Here is a 17889-nt window from a genome sequence, read left to right as displayed (position 1 = left end):
AATTAATAAAATAGAGAGTAGACAGATAGAAAAGCAGGTGCACACAAAATGAGAGATACTCATCTATTTTTTAACACAGGAATCGGAAGGCAAAAGCCTAATAGCATCCGGAATAAAGAGCAGAGCTGTCCGTTTTGTGAAAGGGAGAAGCTGACAGATATTCTAGCGACAGACGGTTCAATTATCTTATTGAAAAATAAATTTCCTGTTCTAGAACATACTTATCAAACGGTCTTAATTGAAACGGATGATTGTCATAGTGAACTTTCCGTCTATCCAGAGGAGCATCTAATCAAGCTTATACGATTTGGTTTGACACATTGGCTGGAAATGATTGGGGCGGAAAAGTATAAGTCTGTAATCTTTTTTAAGAATCATGGACCATTATCGGGCGGAACGATTGCCCATCCGCATATGCAGATTATTGGGTTAGAGGATATTGATTATGGCGAAAAGGTGCGGGCGAGCGATTTCGAAGGCATACCTATTCATGAGGAAAATGGGACGATTTTTTCCATTTCAACTGCTCCAAGAGTAGGTTTTTATGAGTTCAATGTGAAGCTGGGGGATATTCAGGATATTACGGCATTTGCGAAATATATCCAGAAAGCAGCCCACTATATACTGAATCATTTTCCGTTCCCTTGTACGAGCTATAATTTATTCTTTTACGAGTTTAAGGGAAGCATTTATGCAAAGGTAGTGCCGCGTTCAGTGACAACACCGTTATTTATAGGGTATTTTATTCCTCAAGTTCCAAACAATATAGAGTGGATGAAGAATGATGTACGGGAGCGTTATTTTGGATAAAGGGAAATAAACCCATTCGGCCTACTAAAGTTGTTATTTAGCTGATAAAAAAATATAATGAAGTGTTGTTATTTTTGGGTGCTTTTTAATAAGGAGATTGCCATTGTTATGTCTACAAATAAAACTACAACCCCTCCTAAAATAGATTTAAACTTAGTGTTAATTTTGTTTTTATTGTTTTTAGTGAGTTGTGTTTCGATTTATAGCGCCCAGACGACAGGGCAATATAAAGAGAACTTTCTTTTAAAGCAAATTATTTGGTATATGGTTGGAACGGGTATTATTGCTGCAGTAATTTCGCTTGATTCGGAGCAGTTGAGAAAGATTTCTTGGTATGCCTTTGGCTTTGGTTTATTTTTGCTGGGCTTTCTAATCGTAGCTCCGAGCAGCATTGCACCTGTTATTAATGGAGCAAAAGCTTGGTACAGAGTGCCAGGAATGGGTTCATTACAGCCCTCTGAGCTTGTTAAGGTTTTTCTCATTCTTGTTCTAGCAAGAGTGATTGATGAGCATCATCAAAAGAACCCGATCAAAACGATCCAAACTGACTTCAAGTTGCTGATAAAGCTCGGCGGATTGACTGGAGTCCCATTACTGCTTGTGATGCAGCAGCCCGATCTTGGGACAGGCCTTGTTTTTATTTCCATTCTTCTAGGAATGATTTTTATTTCGGGGATTACGTGGAAGCTGCTTGCGCCCATTTTTGGAACAGGGATTACGTTGATTTCAGTCATCTTTTACTTTGTTCTGTGGCATCCTGAGATTTTAGAGAAATATTTAGGGGTGAAGGAATATCAATTTGGCCGGATCTATTCTTGGCTTGATCCATATAATTACCAGAGCTCTGCAGGCTTCCAATTAACAAGGTCCCTCCTTGCCATTGGATCAGGGGAAACGAGTGGGAAAGGGTATGGAACGAGAGAAGTCTATTTGCCTGAAAGTCACACAGACTTCATTTTTAGTATAGTGGGTGAAGAGTTTGGTTTTATCGGCGCAAGTGTATTAGTTAGCTTATTCTTCCTGCTGATATACCAGATCACCAAGATTGGAATGGAAACGAAAAATGACTTTTATTCGTATATTTGTGTAGGGGTCATTAGTATGATCACCTTCCATGTCTTTCAGAATATTGGCATGACCATTGGTCTTCTTCCGATTACAGGAATCCCGCTGCCGTTTATAAGCTACGGAGGCAGTTCATTAATGGGGAATATGCTTGGGCTTAGCTTAATTTTCTCCATTCGATACCATTATAAAAAGTACATGTTTTCAAATAATGACTAAAAAAGCGGGGCATTCTCCTCCTCGCTTTTTTTAGTCAATTACCCCTGTTTCAGCAATCCGCACCTTGCAGTTAATTTTAACCGTTAATTTTTGATAATCATCTTTCCAATTTTTAAAATCATATCCGCGAATATACTTTCGATGCAAGAATCCAAATCCGACAGGGTCTGTGTTTTCTTTTTTAAAGGTCTCAATTAACTTTAAACATTCTTCTTTAATTTCTTCTTCAAGCTTTTTTTCAATCTTCTTTACCGCTTTTGGTGTTAGTCTAGATCCTGTATATTCCTTAATGACCCCAACTAATTTAAGTTCGATGGTGACATGACCGGGATTTTCTTTTGATAGTTTATATTTATGTTTGGATGATATGCTTTTGACATCTGCATCAATTCCTTTGCTTAAATGGACTCTATAGCTCCCCTCTGTATGATTGTCGACCATCATCTTAAAATAGAACATTTTCTTTTTTGGCAGGATATATACCTCTTTGTCCCCATTAAACATACTCATTCCGCTTATTTCTACTTTATTTGGCGCTAATTGTCTTATCTCTGGAAGATAGGGATCCTTTCCCTTCATATAATAGTCGCGTAAAAAAATGTGTAAATTTGTAACAGGTACATCTCCACGCTCTATATTATGCTCGATCAGATCATTTAAATAGGATGAATTTCCCTGTGGCCCATAATCCCCTTTCAATATTTCTAAAGCACTGCCGTGTGAAGTGGCTAAGAAATTTCTTGCCCCGATGCCTGGATCTCGTTGGTAAGTATCGACAAATTCAATAATTCCGTCATCTACAAGTTTATCTCCAAAGATAGACACTAATACACCACCTGTGACAATTGGTTTAGATGATTCCTTTTGGAGATTCAACATAAGATCCCGTCTTAATGAAGCTTTGGAAGTAAATGTATTATTTTTAATTGATTTGTCGGGAAGATATTCTTGGGTAAGTAAGGTACCGATAAATTTGTCTTCTGCGAGTTTATCAAATGCAGCTGCAGATTCAATATTAATATTATCAATGATTTTCTTGGGAACACAGCCTGTTAATAAAATAGAGAGGATCAAAAGAATAGAAAGCTTTCCCAAAAATTTCATGACTTCTTCACCTTCTTTGCAATCAAGATACAAATGAATAGAATAGGAATATAAATAAAATTAAAAGCAAATGCTGCTTTTCCAGTTAGATCATTTAGAAGCTCTACTTTTTCACGCGTATCAAAAAAGGGGCTGACGACTAAAATAATGAACGCAATGAATAAAACTCCTTTTCTTTGTTGAATATTTATCACCCGTTTTAACAGTCGTGACGCAGCCCAAAGAGCGATACAAACATTTGGGAGAATGACTAAATTCCAATTAGCAATTCCGATATATTCAAACCGCTCGACAAACGGCAATTTCACAATTTTCCACATCGTTAATGATGCCCATATCGATTTTTTAAGCTGTTCTTCAGAAAAATAAACAATCGTCACAATCATAAAGCTTGTGTAAATAAAAGTAGTAAATAAAAGGGCGAAATGGGCCCATTTTTTCGATTTTTGCGGTTCCTTTATAAATGGATAGCAAAATAGAATAATTTCAAAACCGAGATAAGTAAGAGACATGTGATAGGAACCTAAAAGGATTTCTTTTAGAGAATGATCCCAAACTGGAAAAAGGTGCATGTAATTGGAAAACTTCAAATTAAAGCCAAAAGTAAAATGAACATAAGCAGGCAGGAGCACTGAGAAAAAGGAAATGCCCACAACCGTTCGAAAACCACCAAAAATGACATACGTACAAAGCAGCAAAAACGGCAAGGAAAACCAGAAAGTACTGAGATTGGGAAACATCCAAACTTGAACAACCTCGACATATGTGCGTACAACTGTTAATGCGTTTAGGGAAAAATAAATGATAAAAATGGAACTAAGCATCTTGCCGACAATGTTTCCGAAAATATATTTATGTGCTGTGACAATGTCTCCATTAACAGTTTCCGTGATTTTATAAATCATCCACATGATGATATGGAGGGAAAGTCCTGCAAACAAAACAGAAATCCAAGAATCATTCCCTGAATAGCCGACGACTACGCGCTGAAATCCGAGAATCCCAATCCCGATTTGCATAGAAATGATTAAATAAAAAACGAAAAAAGGGGATATTTTTGCTCCTTCAGATATAGTTTGTTCCTGCATACTATTCCCCCCTGTTACTCATCGATGTCTTTTTTGACATTCGCTTTTTCCTTATTAAAACGAACTGAATTTTCGGTTCTCAATAGATATGGCCTTCTTGTATCCTTTGAAAATGGCAGGCGAACAATTGTATCTTTCAAGTCTTTCACCCTTAATGGATAAATAGGCTCTAAAAAGGGCCGTCCGAGTGAGGTTAGCCGAATTAAATGTGTTAATAAAATACTGAAGCAGAAAACAATCCCGAGCAATCCCCAAAGCTCGGCAAAAAGCAAAAACGGAAACCGCAGCAAGCGGATTGTATTGCCCATTTTGTATACGGGTGTCGTAAAGGATCCAAGAGCAGCCAAGGCAACAAGTATAAGCAGTACATTACTTGTAAGACCAGCTTCAACGGAAGCAGTCCCAATTACAATTCCACCTACGATACCTATCGTTTGCCCGACCTTTGTCGGCAGCCTTGCTCCCGCCTCTCTTAAAAGTTCAATTGTTAATTCAAGAAATATGGCTTCAAGAATGGGCGGGAAGGGTACAATTCTTCTTGATGTAATTAATGTTCCCACTAAGTCTTGCGGAATAAGTTCATAATGATACGTCAGGACAGCGACATAAATCGGTGTAATAAGGATTGAAAACAAGACAGCAAAAACCCGAATAAGCCTAAAAAACGAGGCCAAGAGCCAATTCAAGAAATAATCCTCAAACGAGCCGAAAAACTCGACAAGCGTTGTTGGGGTAATAAGGACGTGCGGTGATCCATCAACGATAATTGCAATTTTCCCTTCTGCTAATATCCCAACTACACGGTCTGGCCTTTCCGTATCCAGTAATTGCGGAAATGGCGAGTTTGAATTATCACTTATAAGCTGAACGATGTAGGAGCTGTCCGTAATTGCGTCAAACTCAACATCTTTAATCCGCTGTCTTACCGTGTTTACATTTTCATCATCTGTAATGCCTTCCATAAATAAAATCGCAATTCTTGTTTTAGATAACTTCCCTAACGTATATTCTTCAATAATTAATTCTTTCGTTGGTAATCTTTTTCTAATTAAATTTATGTTTTGCCCTAAAGATTCAACAAAGGCCTCTTTTGGCCCGATAACAGAGAATTCGATTTCAGGAGGAGTGATTCCCCGGACAATTTCCTTTTGTACGGCAATAAAAGCAAACTGCTCTTCATTATTTCCAATAGTCAGAATCAAATAGCCATTAAATAATTTTTGCTCAATTTGAGTGGGATCACTTGATATTTCCATATCTGCAATGGGTATCAGCTTCTTAATATCTTCGATTGTATGAATATCATCTTCAAGTAAATGAGGAAGAATACTTTGTTGAATAATTTTGTCATCTACTAAAGTTGACATAAAGGTTATGCAAAATTGAATATTTGTCTTTTGACTTGTATGATAGGATTGCGTGAAATCATGTGATTTTTTGAGCTCTTTCTCCCAGTTGCTTTGTTTTTGTTGACTTTTCTTTGTGCTAATCCATTTTTTCATAAAATCACCATTATTTTTTGGCATTAACATTATTGTTACCGGAAATGGTGTGTTTATGAATCTTTGGGTCAAATTTACTAATGAGCTCTCTTTCCCTCGGAGCAAGAATTCTTGAACTTCTTTTATAGGAGAAGCTTGAGCGAAGGAAGGCATAACCAAATCCTAAAAATGGTTAATTCGAAATGAAAAAACCCGCAAAAATTTGCGGGTTTTTTGAGTGAAAACGATCTTATTTCACAATATACTTCTCAATATCATCAAGCATTAAATTTGCAGCGATTACTCCGCCGGCAGTATTCCAGATTACATCATCTACTTTATGAATATTGCCTGCTTTTGCAACACTTAGATTTTGGAATAATGGGTCTTCAATCCATTCTTTTTCAAGACTGCTTGCCTCGCCATCTCCAGTTTCATAAGTAAAGTAGAACAAAATATCCCCATCCATGGCAGGAATTCTTTCTTTCGTTGCATTCCTTTCTGCAAAATCATCTACGTTCTGACTTTCAGGTCTTTTTAATCCAATTTGCTCTAGAATAACACCTGAGAATGAATCCTTATGATAGATTCGTACATCTCCAGCCATAAAACGGACGATGGAAACCTCTTGATTGACTTTATCTCCAAGCTTTTCTTGTATATCTTTAATGCGCTGTTCATAATCAGCAATCACTTTTTGGCCATTTTCTTCTTTATTCAATGCTTGTGCATAAAGTTTAAAGTTTTCTTGCCAGTTTCCGCGTAAAGTTTCAGCAAAAACAGTAGGGGCAATCGCATTCAGTTGGTCATAGATTTTTTCCTGGCGCATTTTGTTTCCGATAATTAAATCAGGCTGTAATGCTGCAATCGCTTCAACGTTTACTTCACTTTCCGTTCCTACGACTTTAACATCAGCCAATTTATCTGCGATATGTGAATACCAAGGATCCCCTGTCCAAGATTGAACAGCTCCAACTGGTGTTACTCCCATTGAAAGAAGGGCCTCTGTTCCTTCATTTGTTAAGATTACAACCTTCTTAGGTGTTTCCTTAATTGGAGTTTCTCCCATTGCATGCTGAACGGTATAACCTGCATCATCTGAGGCGTTATCGGTTCCTTTTTCCTTGTCAGCCTGCTCGTCATTGTTATTTCCGCATGCAGCTAAAACGAAAAGGGACATCATACAAATAATCGTAAGTGCTAATTTAAAAGCTTTCATTCCTTATGTAACCTCCTAATTGCTACTGATAATCATTTTCATTTCTAATATCATAATAAGATGGTTTAAAAGGGTTGTCAATAGATAAATGAAAATGATTATCAGAATCATTGACATGGTCTTTTTCATCCAATAGACTGAATATGAATGAACTTTTATTGATGAAAGGTTTAAGGGTTATGCTGTTAAAAAATAATTCCTTAAGATGGATGGGTTTTATTTTATCGTTGCTTCTTTTGCTTTTTCTTATGTGCCTAAGTATTGTATATGGTTATACGAATACGACTTGGAACATGGCGATTGATGCCTTTTTGGATTTTGACGGGTCGAACGAGCATCTTATTATAAAGTCAGTTAGGCTTCCAAGAGCGATGATAGCTGCTGCAGTTGGTGCGAGTCTCGCTGTCGCAGGTGTTTTGCTTCAGACCTTAACGAAAAACCCATTGGCCGCACCTGAAATATTCGGTATAAATGCGGGTGCTGGGTTTGCGGTGGTCATTGTAGTGACACTGTTTTCCCTTAGTAATTTACAGATCTTTACGTGGGTGTCTTTTTTAGGGGCTACCATTGCCTTTGTTTGTGTATATGCGATTGGTTCAATAGGAAGAGAAGGATTAACTCCAATGAAGCTAACTCTTGCTGGCGCCGCCATAAGTGCGATGTTTGCTTCTATGACACAAGGATTTCTTGTTATTAACGAAACGGCTTTGGAGCAGGTTCTCTTTTGGCTGGCTGGATCTGTATCCGGGAGAAAGCTAGACACTTTACTAGCCGTACTGCCTTATCTAGTTGTTGGCTGGATACTGGCCTTGTCCATTTCCAACAAGATGAATATTCTATCAATGGGAGAAGATGTGGCTAAAGGATTAGGGTTGAAAACAGGGCTCCTTAAACTAGGAGCAGGAATAGCTATCATTCTTTTATCTGGTGGAGCAGTTGCGGTTGCAGGCCCAATTGGCTTTATTGGGATTGTGATCCCTCATATTACACGTGCTGTTGTTGGAATTGATCACAGATGGGTCATCCCGTTTTCGGCACTTTTCGGAGGCATGCTGCTTCTTTTGGCTGACATCGCTTCAAGGTATATCATCATGCCGCAGGAAGTGCCTGTAGGTGTAATGACAGCTGTGATTGGAACTCCTTTTTTCATCTATATCGCGAGAAAGGGGTTCAATAAATAATGCGTCAATATCAAAGTTTTCGTGTATTTAAAGATAAGGTATCTTTTTTAATTGACCGAAAGGCTTTATTTTTAATTCTTATTCTATTAGGTACTGCAGCAGGAGTATTTATCATTAGTACCGGAACTGGAGAGATGAAGATTAGCCCATTAAATGTGGTGAAGGTGTTTTTCGGCGGCGGTACAGACATGGAACGACTTGTCGTTCAATCTTTCCGGCTGCCGAGAATCATTGTGTCCTTATTGGTAGGAATTGGACTCGCCGTTGCGGGAGGGATTCTTCAGGGGATTATTCGCAATCCTCTTGCCTCTCCAGATATTTTAGGGATTACCGGGGGTGCATCTGTTGCGGTTGTTGGTTTTCTCGCTCTTTTTAGTGATGAAAGCAATGCTTTGACTGTCAGCATTGAATGGCTCCCTGTCGCTGCTTTTATCGGTGCAACGGTTGTTGCTTTTTTAGTCTATTTCTTAGCCTGGAAAGATGGGGTTTCATCGATTCGCTTAGTTTTAATCGGGATTGGATTATATAGTCTTATGAAAGCCCTCACTACTTTAATGATGCTTCTCGGTCCCATATATCAGGCGAGTCAAGCAAATATCTGGATTACAGGAACGGTTTATGGTTCTAACTGGAGCCATGTGACCATCCTTGTTCCTTGGATACTGATTCTATGTATAGCTGCCTTTATTTCAGCCCGAAATGTGAATATTCAAGAGCTTGGAGATGATATTGCTACTGGAGTAGGAAGCCATGTTCAGAGGTACCGCTTTCTATTGCTAATGATTAGCACAGCATTGATTGGCGGTTCCGTTGCATTTGCTGGCGGCATCGGCTTTGTAGGCTTAATGGCACCGCATATGGCAAGAAGATTAGTAGGGTCTGCCTTCGGGGCGCTGCTTCCCGTTTCGGCATTAATCGGAGGCATACTCGTGATGGCAGCTGATTTAATTGGCAGGACGCTGTTTTCGCCGCTTGAGATCCCGGCAGGTGTGTTCACGGCCAGTATTGGAGCCCCGTATTTCATATATTTACTTTTTAAAACAAGGAACTCATAGAGTTTTCAATATTATTAAGGAGGAGCGGTATATGGTAAGTGCACAGGCGATTGCCACGAATCAACTGACTTTATCCTATGGGGATACGATTATCATCAATGAGCTTGATTTAAAGATTCCCAAAGGGGAAGTGACGGTCTTTATTGGGGGAAATGGCTGCGGTAAATCAACTCTGCTCAGATCAATTGCCCGGTTGCTTAAGCCTAAATCAGGTTCGATTCTACTAGAAGGTGAGGCAATTGCTAAATTGTCAACAAAGGAAGTTGCCAGAAAGATGGCGATCCTTCCCCAATCCCCATCGGCACCTGAGGGATTAACGGTTCTACAGCTTGTCAAGCAGGGGCGCTACCCTTACCAAACGTGGCTAAAGCAATGGTCAGACGAAGACGAGAAAAAAGTGAATGCTGCGTTAAAGGCGACAAGCCTTGAGTCATTAAAGGATAGGAATGTGGATTCACTCTCTGGGGGGCAGAGGCAGCGTGCGTGGATTGCGATGACGCTTGCACAGGACACGGATACGATTCTGCTTGATGAACCGACTACTTATTTAGATATGACACATCAAATTGAAATCCTTGATTTGTTGTTTGAATTAAATGAAAAAGAGCAGAGAACCATTGTAATGGTTTTGCATGATTTGAATTTAGCCTGCCGTTATGCCCACAATATCGTGGCTATTAAAGATCAAAAAATATTTGCACAAGGGAAGCCGGAGTATGTCATTAACTGCAGTTTAGTAAAAAACGTGTTTGGGATGGACTGTGAAGTAACAATAGACCCTTTGTTTGGAACTCCATTATGCATTCCTTATGGAAAGGGCAGATGTATACTAAAAAAGGATGGGACTGATAATGGTTCAAAAGCTCTCAGAATCGCAGATTAATGAGCTTCTTTCATTTCGTTTTACAACGAAACAGTCCCCATCACCATTGTCCATTTCTATGAATTTGCTGCAGGATGAACAAGCGTTGCGCGATTACTTAGAGGAGCTTGGCAAGCATATAGGGGCCGCAAATGAGAAGGTTACGGCTTCGATTTTTATGAAAAGATATGCTTTTTTAGCAGTCATTTACCTGTATGCGATGACAGCTTGGAATAGACGACTCGATATTTCAATTGAGAATGTGTCATTGGAAAGCAATTCTCAAGATGAATTATGGCTTCCGCGTTTTTATTTTAACGAAGTTTGTTTGGAAAGGGTTGAGGGTGATCGAGAAAAATGGCGTGAAAAGGGTGTGAAGATTCTTTTTCACGATCACTTATATCCGCTAATCAAAAGCCTGACGAAGATTACTAAAGTATCGAAGCTGATTCTTTGGGAAAATATTGCTGTTTATATTTACTGGTTGTACGAGACGGTTTTAAGTAAAGAAGATGTGATGGAGGGCGTGGCTGGGCGTTCACAAGAGGATTTTCATTATCTTATTTTTCAAGCACCCGGTTCCTTATTTGGCAGCTATAATGAAAATCCGCTAAAAAGGTATTATAATCAGCAAATTTATTTAGAAGAACTAAAAAGAGAGGTAAGACCAAGAAGTACATGCTGCTATTCTTATTTAACAAAGGCAAAGAAGCGTTGTGTCACCTGTCCGCATACGTGTGCGCCATGCCCGCTTATTAGCGAAATGACTAGACAGGAGGAACAAGCTCTTGACTCAGGAATTAAAGGACAAGCTTGAAGCTTGCTTGAGAAATATACGGACCTGTTGATTGGTGATTCAAACGAGAAGTTAAAGGAAAGTTCCACCCTAGTATCGGAAGGTCCATTTGAAGGGTCTGTCCAGTAAGTCAGGAAAATCTAACTTTCTGGACAGGCGACTTATTTTTTTATTGATAGGGCAGCTGGTTTGTGTAGCCTTGAAATTGCTGATATGTTTGCTGCATCTTTTGCTGGTCAGCAGCTTCAAGCTTGTACCAGCCGTTTCTAAACATAAGATTATACAATTCACGCTGCTGGTTTTGGGTCTCTGTGAAGATGTTTAATACATCCTGATAAAGGGACTGATGACTTGCTTCATTAAGATACGTGCAATAAGAAGCGGTCATATATTTTTCAGTAGATAATAAATCATTGGCAAAATCGCGTTCATTCATTTTCGGAGTTTTGGAAATTTGAGTTTCTGGGTTTTGAATTGAGTTTTGATTCTGATTGCTATTCATATAATAAATATGCCTCCTTAAAAAGCATTTTCCAGTTCATGTGATGTTTCCAAAACTTACTGCAATCCGGTAAAAGATTGATTTTGAGGCTGTAAATGGGTAAGTATTTGCTCATAATGGCGCTGATGCATTTGCCCGCATTTTTCAAACGCCATTTTCAATTCCTCATTCTGACAATGCTGTGCATAAAAATGGGCCTTCTTTACAGCTAATAAATTCCATGAAAGCATATCAGATAGGTACAAGGAGTCTTTCGTTGAAATGATAGGTGGCGGCTGCTGCATCAATCCTTGCTGATTTTGCATATTAATATTCATGTTTTGTTGTTGCATGAATGATACCTCCGATCCTTTGTCCTGGATTTATTTTGGCGATGGTTAGATAGATTAGCTCTTTTTAAACTGATTATTTTGGCTGTTCACTTTCCCTCCGCCGTCTGCCTCAACTGTTGGTCCTGCATTCCCCTTTATACTTGCAGCACTAACCCCAGCCTTTGAAGGGTTCCTTTTTCTTTTTGCCATTTACTCATCACCTCCATTAGTAGCGTACCCAATATCAATTTTTTTACTAGCAAAAATTAGCCGCCAAGGAAAATGTTGAATGTTTACACAGGGTTGGGGGAAACATAGCTATATTTATGAAAAAAACTGTAAAATAAATAGATATGAGCACTCAAGTAGGTGAATAATCTAGATTATATTAGCTTTTCTTAGTCTTGATGGGAACGATTTAAGAAAATATGAAAACAAAAATTTTCTTTAATTGCTTGAAAAATATTGATTAAATATTTCAAATATTTTATAGTTATAAATAATAAGACTCATTCAAGAGATATTTTTTTGGCGCAAAAATGAATGAGTGTTCATTCAAAGTGTATAAGAGGGGGAAATAAACTTGATCCAACAAATCAAAAAAGCAGCAGTTCTTGGTTCTGGAGTAATGGGCTCTGGTATTGCAGCTCACTTAGCGAATATTGGAATCCCAACGCTATTGCTGGACATTGTACCTCGGGAATTATATGAAGCAGAAAAAGCGAAAGGGCTATCCCTTGATGATAAGGCAGTTCGAAATCGTATTAGTGAGGCAGGTCGCCAAAAGCTGTTAAAGCAAAAGCCGGCTCCACTTACGTCTAAAAAGAATTTGGCATTAATAGAAGCTGGTAATTTTGATGATGACATGGAACGTTTAAAGGATGTCGATTGGATCATTGAGGTTGTGGTAGAAAACCTCGATATTAAAAAACAAGTCTTCGAAAAGGTAGATCGCTATAGAAAGCCTGGCAGTATCGTAAGTTCAAATACATCCGGAATTTCAGTTGAAGCGATGTCAGAAGGACGCTCAGAGGATTTTCAAAAGCATTTCCTTGGGACCCACTTTTTTAACCCACCACGGTATTTAAAGCTGTTAGAAGTAATTCCTACAAAAAACACGGACGCCAAAGTTTTAGCCTTTATGAAGCAATTTGGCGAAGATAAGCTGGGCAAGGGTGTCGTTGAAGGGAAGGATACGCCAAACTTTATTGCAAACCGCATCGGTACGTACGGGCTGTTAGTCACTTTACAGGAAATGCTCAAGGGCGGATATAGTGTTGGAGAAGTGGATTCTATTACAGGCCCATTAATAGGCCGGCCAAAAAGCGCAACCTTCAGAACACTTGATGTTGTCGGTTTAGATACATTTGTCCATGTTGCTAATAATGTTTACGAGCAAGTGGATGGCAAGGAAAAGGAAGTATTCGCAGTGCCAGATTTTATGAAAGAAATGCTTAATAAGGGCTGGCTAGGAAGCAAATCAGGCCAAGGATTCTTTTTAAAACAAGGGAAAGAGATTTTGGAGCTTGATCCCAAAACCCTTGAATATGGGCCCCGCAAGAAACTGAAAACAGCGGCAACAGAGTTAAGCAAGCAGGAAAAAGGCATAGCCAACAAAATGAAAGCGCTAATATATGCTGATGACCGTGCAGGCCAGCTACTATGGAATATATTAAGTCCGGCTCTGCTTTATTCAGCAGAATTATTAGGAAACATTGCTGATGATGTTGTTGCAATTGACCAAGCAATGAAATGGGGCTTCGGCTGGGAATTAGGTCCTTTTGAAGTTTGGGATGCTATTGGTGTAGAAAAATCCGTGAAGAAAATGGAAGAGGCTAGTTTAGAGGTTCCGGCATGGGTAAAGGAAATGCTCAATAACGGTCATTCTTCTTTCTATAAAGAAGCTGAGGATGGAAATCTCTTTTTCTATCAAAATGGTGAATATAAGCCAGTAGTTGAAAATCCGAAGAATATAAATATAAAAAGACTAAAAAAGCAAAAAGGAGTTATTAAAAAGAACAGCGGTGCAAGCCTAATTGATCTAGGCGATGGTGTTGCTTTGCTTGAGTTTCATTCGAAGAGCAATGCGCTTGGTTTGGACAGTATCCAAATGATTAACTATTCCATCGATGAAGTAGAAAAGAATTTCAAAGGTCTTGTCATCGGTAACCATGGCAAGAATTTCAGCGTTGGTGCTAACCTTGCCATGATTCTAATGGAAGCTCAGGACGATAATATTTTCGAGCTTGATATGGTTGTCCGTCACTTCCAGCAGGCGATGATGAAAATTAAATACAGTTCTAAGCCAGTTGTTGCTGCTCCCTTTGGCATGACCCTTGGCGGCGGATCAGAGGTTTGTCTCCCAACTGCACATATTCAGGCTTCAAGCGAAACGTATATGGGGCTTGTGGAAGTTGGGGTAGGGCTAATTCCTGGCGGAGGCGGTAATAAAGAGCTTTATTTAAAGCATCTCAATAGCCTGCCTAATGGGGTAGAATTTGATCTTCAAAAGGTTGCCAACAAGGTATTTGAATCGATAGCGATGGCAAAGGTTTCTACATCAGCGGAAGAAGCACGTGAAAACAATTTCCTTAATGCTGCTGATGGTATTAGTGTGAATGGGGATCACTTACTTTATGATGCGAAACAGGCAGTACTTGCCCTCCATGAAAAAGGCTATAAGGCGCCAATCCTCAAAAAGGTGCCAGTTGTCGGGGAAACGGGCTATGCAACTTTACTTTTAGGAGCACAGGCCATGCTTTATTCCGGCTATATTTCTGAACATGATCTGAAAATCGCGAAGAAATTAGCTTATGTCATTGCAGGTGGAAAAGTGCCTTTTGGAACAGAAGTGGATGAACAATATTTACTAGATTTAGAGAGAGAGGCATTCCTTAGCCTGCTTGCTGAGCCAAAGACGCTGCAGCGCATGCAGCATATGCTTCTGAAGGGAAAACCACTGCGTAATTAATATAGTAAAAAATTAATAGGTTTGATTTTTAATAAAAGGAAAGAGAGGGAATACAATGAAAGAAGCGGTTATCGTTGCAGGAGCCCGTACTCCGGTTGGCAAGGCAAAGAAAGGGACGCTCGCCAATGTAAGACCGGATGATTTAGGTGCCCTCGTTGTGCAGGAAACGTTAAAGCGAGCAGGAAATTATGAAGAAAATATCGATGACTTAATTATTGGATGTGCCATGCCCGAAGCAGAGCAGGGCTTAAATATGGCTCGAAATATTGGGGCATTGGCTGGCCTTCCTCATACAGTTCCGGCGATTACAATTAATCGCTACTGTTCATCAGGCTTACAATCCATTGCTTATGCAGCTGAGAAAATTATGATCGGACATGCGGATACAATCATTGCCGGTGGAGCTGAGTCCATGAGCCTTGTCCCGATGATGGGCCATGTGACTCGTCCGAACATTAAGTTAGCAGAAACAGCCCCTGAGTATTATATGGGGATGGGGCACACAGCTGAAGAGGTTGCGAAAAAATACGGTATCTCCCGCGAAGACCAGGATGCTTTTGCTGTTCGAAGCCATCAAAGAGCAGCCATAGCGATTCAAGAAGGAAAGTTTATAGATGAAATCGTTCCTGTTGACGTAACTTTGCGATCAGTTGGTAAAGACAATAAATTGATCGAAAAAATGATTACGTTCAGTCAAGATGAAGGTGTAAGAGCGGATTCTACGCTTGAAACCTTGGCTAAGCTTCGTCCAGCTTTTTCTGTTACAGGAACAGTAACTGCAGGGAATTCATCCCAAACTAGTGATGGGGCAGCAGCAGTCATGGTTATGGATCGTGAAAAAGCAGAATCAATTGGCTTAAAGCCAATGGCGAAATTCAGATCATTCGCAGTTGGCGGAGTGCCTCCTGAAATTATGGGAATTGGCCCAATTGTCGCTATTCCTAAAGCGTTAAAACTAGCGGGACTTGAACTTTCAGATATAGGGTTATTTGAACTAAATGAAGCATTTGCATCTCAGTCCATTCAGATTATTCGTGAGCTGGGATTAGATGAAGAAAAGGTTAACGTAAACGGCGGCGCAATTGCTCTAGGTCATCCGCTAGGCTGTACAGGAGCAAAACTAACTCTTTCACTCATCCATGAAATGAAACGCCGCAATCAGCAATTCGGCATCGTTACCATGTGCATCGGCGGAGGAATGGGCGCAGCAGGAGTATTCGAACTCCTATAGGAACATAACATCATTCATAGTGATTTTCATTGTCTGGAGGCCGTGTAAAGTGTTCTAAATCCCCTTCAGTCCGATTCTTAGAATCAAAGGCCATTATATAACAAAACAGTCAATTGATAATTGAATGGAGGAAGATAATCATGTCGAACCAAACAGATAAACTAATTAAGGGTGGAAGCTTTTTAATCGAGGATATTTCCGCTGATCGCGTATTCACACCTGAGGATTACACAGATGAGCATAAAATGATTGCTAAAACGACAGAGGAATTCGTAATAAATGAAGTTCTTCCAGAAGTAGAGCATTTAGAAAATCATGAATTTGATCGTTCAGTCAAATTATTAAAGCAAGCGGGAGATCTTGGTCTTCTAGGTGCTGACGTTCCTGAAGAATACGGCGGTTTAGCGTTAGATAAAGTAAGCTCGGCGCTCATCGCTGAAAAAATGGCTCGTGCGGGCGGTTTCTCTATCTCCCACGGGGCACATGTAGGAATTGGATCCCTTCCAATCGTTCTTTTCGGTACTGAAGAGCAAAAGCAGCAATATTTACCGTCCTTAGCTACCGGTGAAAAGTTAGCGGCCTACGCTTTAACAGAACCTGGCTCAGGTTCAGATGCACTTGGTGCACGAACAACAGCTAAATTAAATGCGGAAGGCACCCATTATGTTCTAAACGGTGAAAAGCAATGGATTACGAATTCTGCATTTGCTGACGTATTTGTTGTTTATGCAAAAGTGGACGGGGAGCATTTCTCAGCCTTTATCGTAGAAAGAAAATTTCCAGGGGTATCTGTCGGTCCGGAAGAAAAGAAAATGGGAATTAAGAGCTCGTCTACTCGCACTTTAATTCTTGAAGATGCACTTGTGCCGAAGGAAAACTTACTAGGTGAGCTAGGCAGAGGCCATATTATCGCTTTTAACATTTTAAACATCGGCCGTTATAAATTAGGGGTTGGGGCTGTTGGAGGCTCGAAACGAGCATTTGAAATTACAGTTCAGTATGCAAATCAGCGCCAGCAGTTCAAAACGCCAATTTCTCAATTTAATTTGACAAAGGAAAAGTTCGGGACAATGGCTTCCCAGATTTATGCTGCAGAAAGCTCTGTTTACCGTACGGTTGGCCTGTTTGAGGACCGCATGAGCAAGTTATCAGAAGAGGAAGTTAAGGATGGCAAGGAAGTAGCGAAATCCATTGCGGAATATGCAATCGAATGCTCATTAAATAAATTCTTCTCTACAGAAGTCCTTGATTATGTAGTGGATGAAGGCGTTCAAATTCATGGCGGCTACGGATTCATGGCTGAATACGAAATTGAAAGAGCATACCGTGATTCCCGTATTAACCGCATTTTCGAAGGAACAAATGAAATTAACCGTCTATTAGTTCCTGGCACCTATATCCGTAAAGCTTTCAAGGGCGAACTGCCATTATTTGAAAAAGCTATGGCTCTGCAAGAAGAGCTCATGATGCTTATGCCTGAAGAACCGGGTGATGAGCCACTAGCTCAAGAGAAATATTTAGTGAAAAATGCGAAGAAAATTGGCTTGCTTGCTGCAGGATTAGCGGCTCAAAAATATGGCAAGGCTTTAGAAAAAGAACAAGAGGTACTAGTTAATATCGCAGACATTATTTCAAATGCTTATGCTATGGAATCAGCTGTTCTTCGTACAGAGAAAGCCATTGAAAAAGCAGGCTTAGAGAAGAGCAAGCAAAAGCTTCTTTATACGCAAATCTTCTGTCAGGAAGCCTTTAATAAAATTGAACAGGATGCAAAAGAAACCCTTGTGGCTGTTGAAACTGGTGATGCTTTAAGAATGATGATTTCAGCTCTGCGTAAATTTACCCGCCACACACCAATTAATGTGATCGCGAAGAAACGTGAAGCAGCTGAAAAATTAATTGAAGCCGAGCGTTTTGTATCATAGGAAAAAAATATTAATGGGTTTGGCGCAATCGCTTCTAGCGATAGTGTCAGACCCTATGCTAGTTGGTAA

16 protein-coding genes are annotated in these 17889 nt (G+C 39.7%); 9 read left to right on the top strand and 7 right to left on the bottom strand.

The annotated features are described in order from the left end of the window. The first annotated feature begins 48 nt into the window (after positions 1-48). Both RRV45_RS18660 and RRV45_RS18655 read left to right on the top strand, forming a co-directional pair. Positions 49-810 (top strand): DUF4931 domain-containing protein, encoded by a 762-nt coding sequence (locus RRV45_RS18660; protein WP_315666156.1) that lies wholly within the window; start codon positions 49-51, stop codon positions 808-810. A gap of 108 nt (positions 811-918) precedes the next feature. Beyond that, a complete protein-coding gene (locus tag RRV45_RS18655) occupies positions 919-2094 on the top strand; it encodes an FtsW/RodA/SpoVE family cell cycle protein (RefSeq protein WP_315666155.1) in 1176 nt (391 codons plus the stop codon). 30 nt (positions 2095-2124) lie between these two features. Here RRV45_RS18655 and RRV45_RS18650 read toward each other — a convergent pair whose 3' ends face one another. From RRV45_RS18650 to RRV45_RS18635, 4 genes are all read right to left on the bottom strand, one after another. Further along, on the bottom strand, positions 2125-3198 hold the full coding sequence (locus RRV45_RS18650; protein WP_315666154.1) for a Ger(x)C family spore germination protein: 1074 nt from the start codon (positions 3196-3198) through the stop codon (positions 2125-2127). Then, positions 3195-4286, bottom strand: a complete 1092-nt coding sequence (locus tag RRV45_RS18645; protein ID WP_315666153.1) for a GerAB/ArcD/ProY family transporter — start codon at positions 4284-4286, stop codon at positions 3195-3197. The genes RRV45_RS18650 and RRV45_RS18645 overlap by 4 nt, the downstream gene beginning before the upstream one ends. A 14-nt stretch (positions 4287-4300) precedes the next feature. Beyond that, positions 4301-5788, bottom strand: coding sequence for a spore germination protein (locus tag RRV45_RS18640; RefSeq protein ID WP_315666152.1), 1488 nt, complete (start codon positions 5786-5788; stop codon positions 4301-4303). A 229-nt stretch (positions 5789-6017) separates the two neighbouring features. Next, on the bottom strand, positions 6018-6986 hold the full coding sequence (locus RRV45_RS18635; RefSeq protein WP_315666151.1) for an ABC transporter substrate-binding protein: 969 nt from the start codon (positions 6984-6986) through the stop codon (positions 6018-6020). 179 nt (positions 6987-7165) lie between these two features. Here RRV45_RS18635 and RRV45_RS18630 point away from each other — a divergent pair, with 179 nt between their 5' ends. From RRV45_RS18630 to RRV45_RS18615, 4 genes are read left to right on the top strand one after another with little or no spacing between them, the layout of a single operon-like run. Further along, positions 7166-8167: a FecCD family ABC transporter permease gene (locus RRV45_RS18630; RefSeq protein ID WP_315666150.1), complete on the top strand. Its 1002-nt coding sequence runs from the start codon at positions 7166-7168 to the stop codon at positions 8165-8167. Further along, positions 8167-9222, top strand: coding sequence for a FecCD family ABC transporter permease (locus RRV45_RS18625; protein WP_315666149.1), 1056 nt, complete (start codon positions 8167-8169; stop codon positions 9220-9222). The genes RRV45_RS18630 and RRV45_RS18625 overlap by 1 nt, the downstream gene beginning before the upstream one ends. A gap of 31 nt (positions 9223-9253) precedes the next feature. After that, positions 9254-10105, top strand: coding sequence for an ABC transporter ATP-binding protein (locus RRV45_RS18620; RefSeq protein ID WP_315666148.1), 852 nt, complete (start codon positions 9254-9256; stop codon positions 10103-10105). Continuing rightward, positions 10074-10901, top strand: a complete 828-nt coding sequence (locus RRV45_RS18615; protein WP_315666147.1) for an IucA/IucC family C-terminal-domain containing protein — start codon at positions 10074-10076, stop codon at positions 10899-10901. Before RRV45_RS18620 ends, RRV45_RS18615 begins: the two co-directional genes overlap by 32 nt. A gap of 148 nt (positions 10902-11049) precedes the next feature. Here RRV45_RS18615 and RRV45_RS18610 read toward each other — a convergent pair whose 3' ends face one another. The 3 genes from RRV45_RS18610 to RRV45_RS18600 are packed head-to-tail and all read right to left on the bottom strand — an operon-like array spanning position 11050 to position 11903. Continuing rightward, complete coding sequence (locus RRV45_RS18610) at positions 11050-11382, bottom strand: spore coat protein (protein ID WP_315666146.1); 333 nt, start codon at positions 11380-11382, stop codon at positions 11050-11052. 56 nt (positions 11383-11438) lie between these two features. Beyond that, positions 11439-11714 (bottom strand): hypothetical protein, encoded by a 276-nt coding sequence (locus RRV45_RS18605; protein WP_315666145.1) that lies wholly within the window; start codon positions 11712-11714, stop codon positions 11439-11441. Positions 11715-11768: 54 nt separating this feature from the next. Further along, on the bottom strand, positions 11769-11903 hold the full coding sequence (locus RRV45_RS18600) for a YuzL family protein (protein WP_315666144.1): 135 nt from the start codon (positions 11901-11903) through the stop codon (positions 11769-11771). A 376-nt stretch (positions 11904-12279) separates the two neighbouring features. Between RRV45_RS18600 and RRV45_RS18595 the strand changes: the two genes are divergently transcribed. The 3 genes from RRV45_RS18595 (at position 12280) to RRV45_RS18585 (ending at position 17820) form a co-directional block, all read left to right on the top strand. Next, positions 12280-14664: a 3-hydroxyacyl-CoA dehydrogenase/enoyl-CoA hydratase family protein gene (locus tag RRV45_RS18595; protein ID WP_315669086.1), complete on the top strand. Its 2385-nt coding sequence runs from the start codon at positions 12280-12282 to the stop codon at positions 14662-14664. A gap of 55 nt (positions 14665-14719) precedes the next feature. Further along, on the top strand, positions 14720-15895 hold the full coding sequence (locus tag RRV45_RS18590) for an acetyl-CoA C-acetyltransferase (RefSeq protein WP_315666143.1): 1176 nt from the start codon (positions 14720-14722) through the stop codon (positions 15893-15895). A gap of 140 nt (positions 15896-16035) precedes the next feature. Continuing rightward, on the top strand, positions 16036-17820 hold the full coding sequence (locus RRV45_RS18585) for an acyl-CoA dehydrogenase family protein (RefSeq protein WP_315666142.1): 1785 nt from the start codon (positions 16036-16038) through the stop codon (positions 17818-17820). Positions 17821-17889 lie beyond the last annotated feature (69 nt).

Source organism: Bacillus sp. DTU_2020_1000418_1_SI_GHA_SEK_038 (assembly GCF_032341175.1).
Taxonomy (GTDB): domain Bacteria; phylum Bacillota; class Bacilli; order Bacillales; family Cytobacillaceae; genus Cytobacillus.
This window is presented reverse-complemented; position numbering and strand designations above follow the sequence as displayed.

Coding starts and splice junctions, on each gene's coding strand:
- RRV45_RS18660 (WP_315666156.1), top strand. CDS start 49: ATGAGAGATACTCATCTATTTTTTAACACAGGAATCGGAAGGCAAAAG.
- RRV45_RS18655 (WP_315666155.1), top strand. CDS start 919: ATGTCTACAAATAAAACTACAACCCCTCCTAAAATAGATTTAAACTTA.
- RRV45_RS18650 (WP_315666154.1), bottom strand. CDS start 3,198: ATGAAATTTTTGGGAAAGCTTTCTATTCTTTTGATCCTCTCTATTTTA.
- RRV45_RS18645 (WP_315666153.1), bottom strand. CDS start 4,286: ATGCAGGAACAAACTATATCTGAAGGAGCAAAAATATCCCCTTTTTTC.
- RRV45_RS18640 (WP_315666152.1), bottom strand. CDS start 5,788: ATGAAAAAATGGATTAGCACAAAGAAAAGTCAACAAAAACAAAGCAAC.
- RRV45_RS18635 (WP_315666151.1), bottom strand. CDS start 6,986: ATGAAAGCTTTTAAATTAGCACTTACGATTATTTGTATGATGTCCCTT.
- RRV45_RS18630 (WP_315666150.1), top strand. CDS start 7,166: ATGCTGTTAAAAAATAATTCCTTAAGATGGATGGGTTTTATTTTATCG.
- RRV45_RS18625 (WP_315666149.1), top strand. CDS start 8,167: ATGCGTCAATATCAAAGTTTTCGTGTATTTAAAGATAAGGTATCTTTT.
- RRV45_RS18620 (WP_315666148.1), top strand. CDS start 9,254: ATGGTAAGTGCACAGGCGATTGCCACGAATCAACTGACTTTATCCTAT.
- RRV45_RS18615 (WP_315666147.1), top strand. CDS start 10,074: ATGGTTCAAAAGCTCTCAGAATCGCAGATTAATGAGCTTCTTTCATTT.
- RRV45_RS18610 (WP_315666146.1), bottom strand. CDS start 11,382: ATGAATAGCAATCAGAATCAAAACTCAATTCAAAACCCAGAAACTCAA.
- RRV45_RS18605 (WP_315666145.1), bottom strand. CDS start 11,714: ATGCAACAACAAAACATGAATATTAATATGCAAAATCAGCAAGGATTG.
- RRV45_RS18600 (WP_315666144.1), bottom strand. CDS start 11,903: ATGGCAAAAAGAAAAAGGAACCCTTCAAAGGCTGGGGTTAGTGCTGCA.
- RRV45_RS18590 (WP_315666143.1), top strand. CDS start 14,720: ATGAAAGAAGCGGTTATCGTTGCAGGAGCCCGTACTCCGGTTGGCAAG.
- RRV45_RS18585 (WP_315666142.1), top strand. CDS start 16,036: ATGTCGAACCAAACAGATAAACTAATTAAGGGTGGAAGCTTTTTAATC.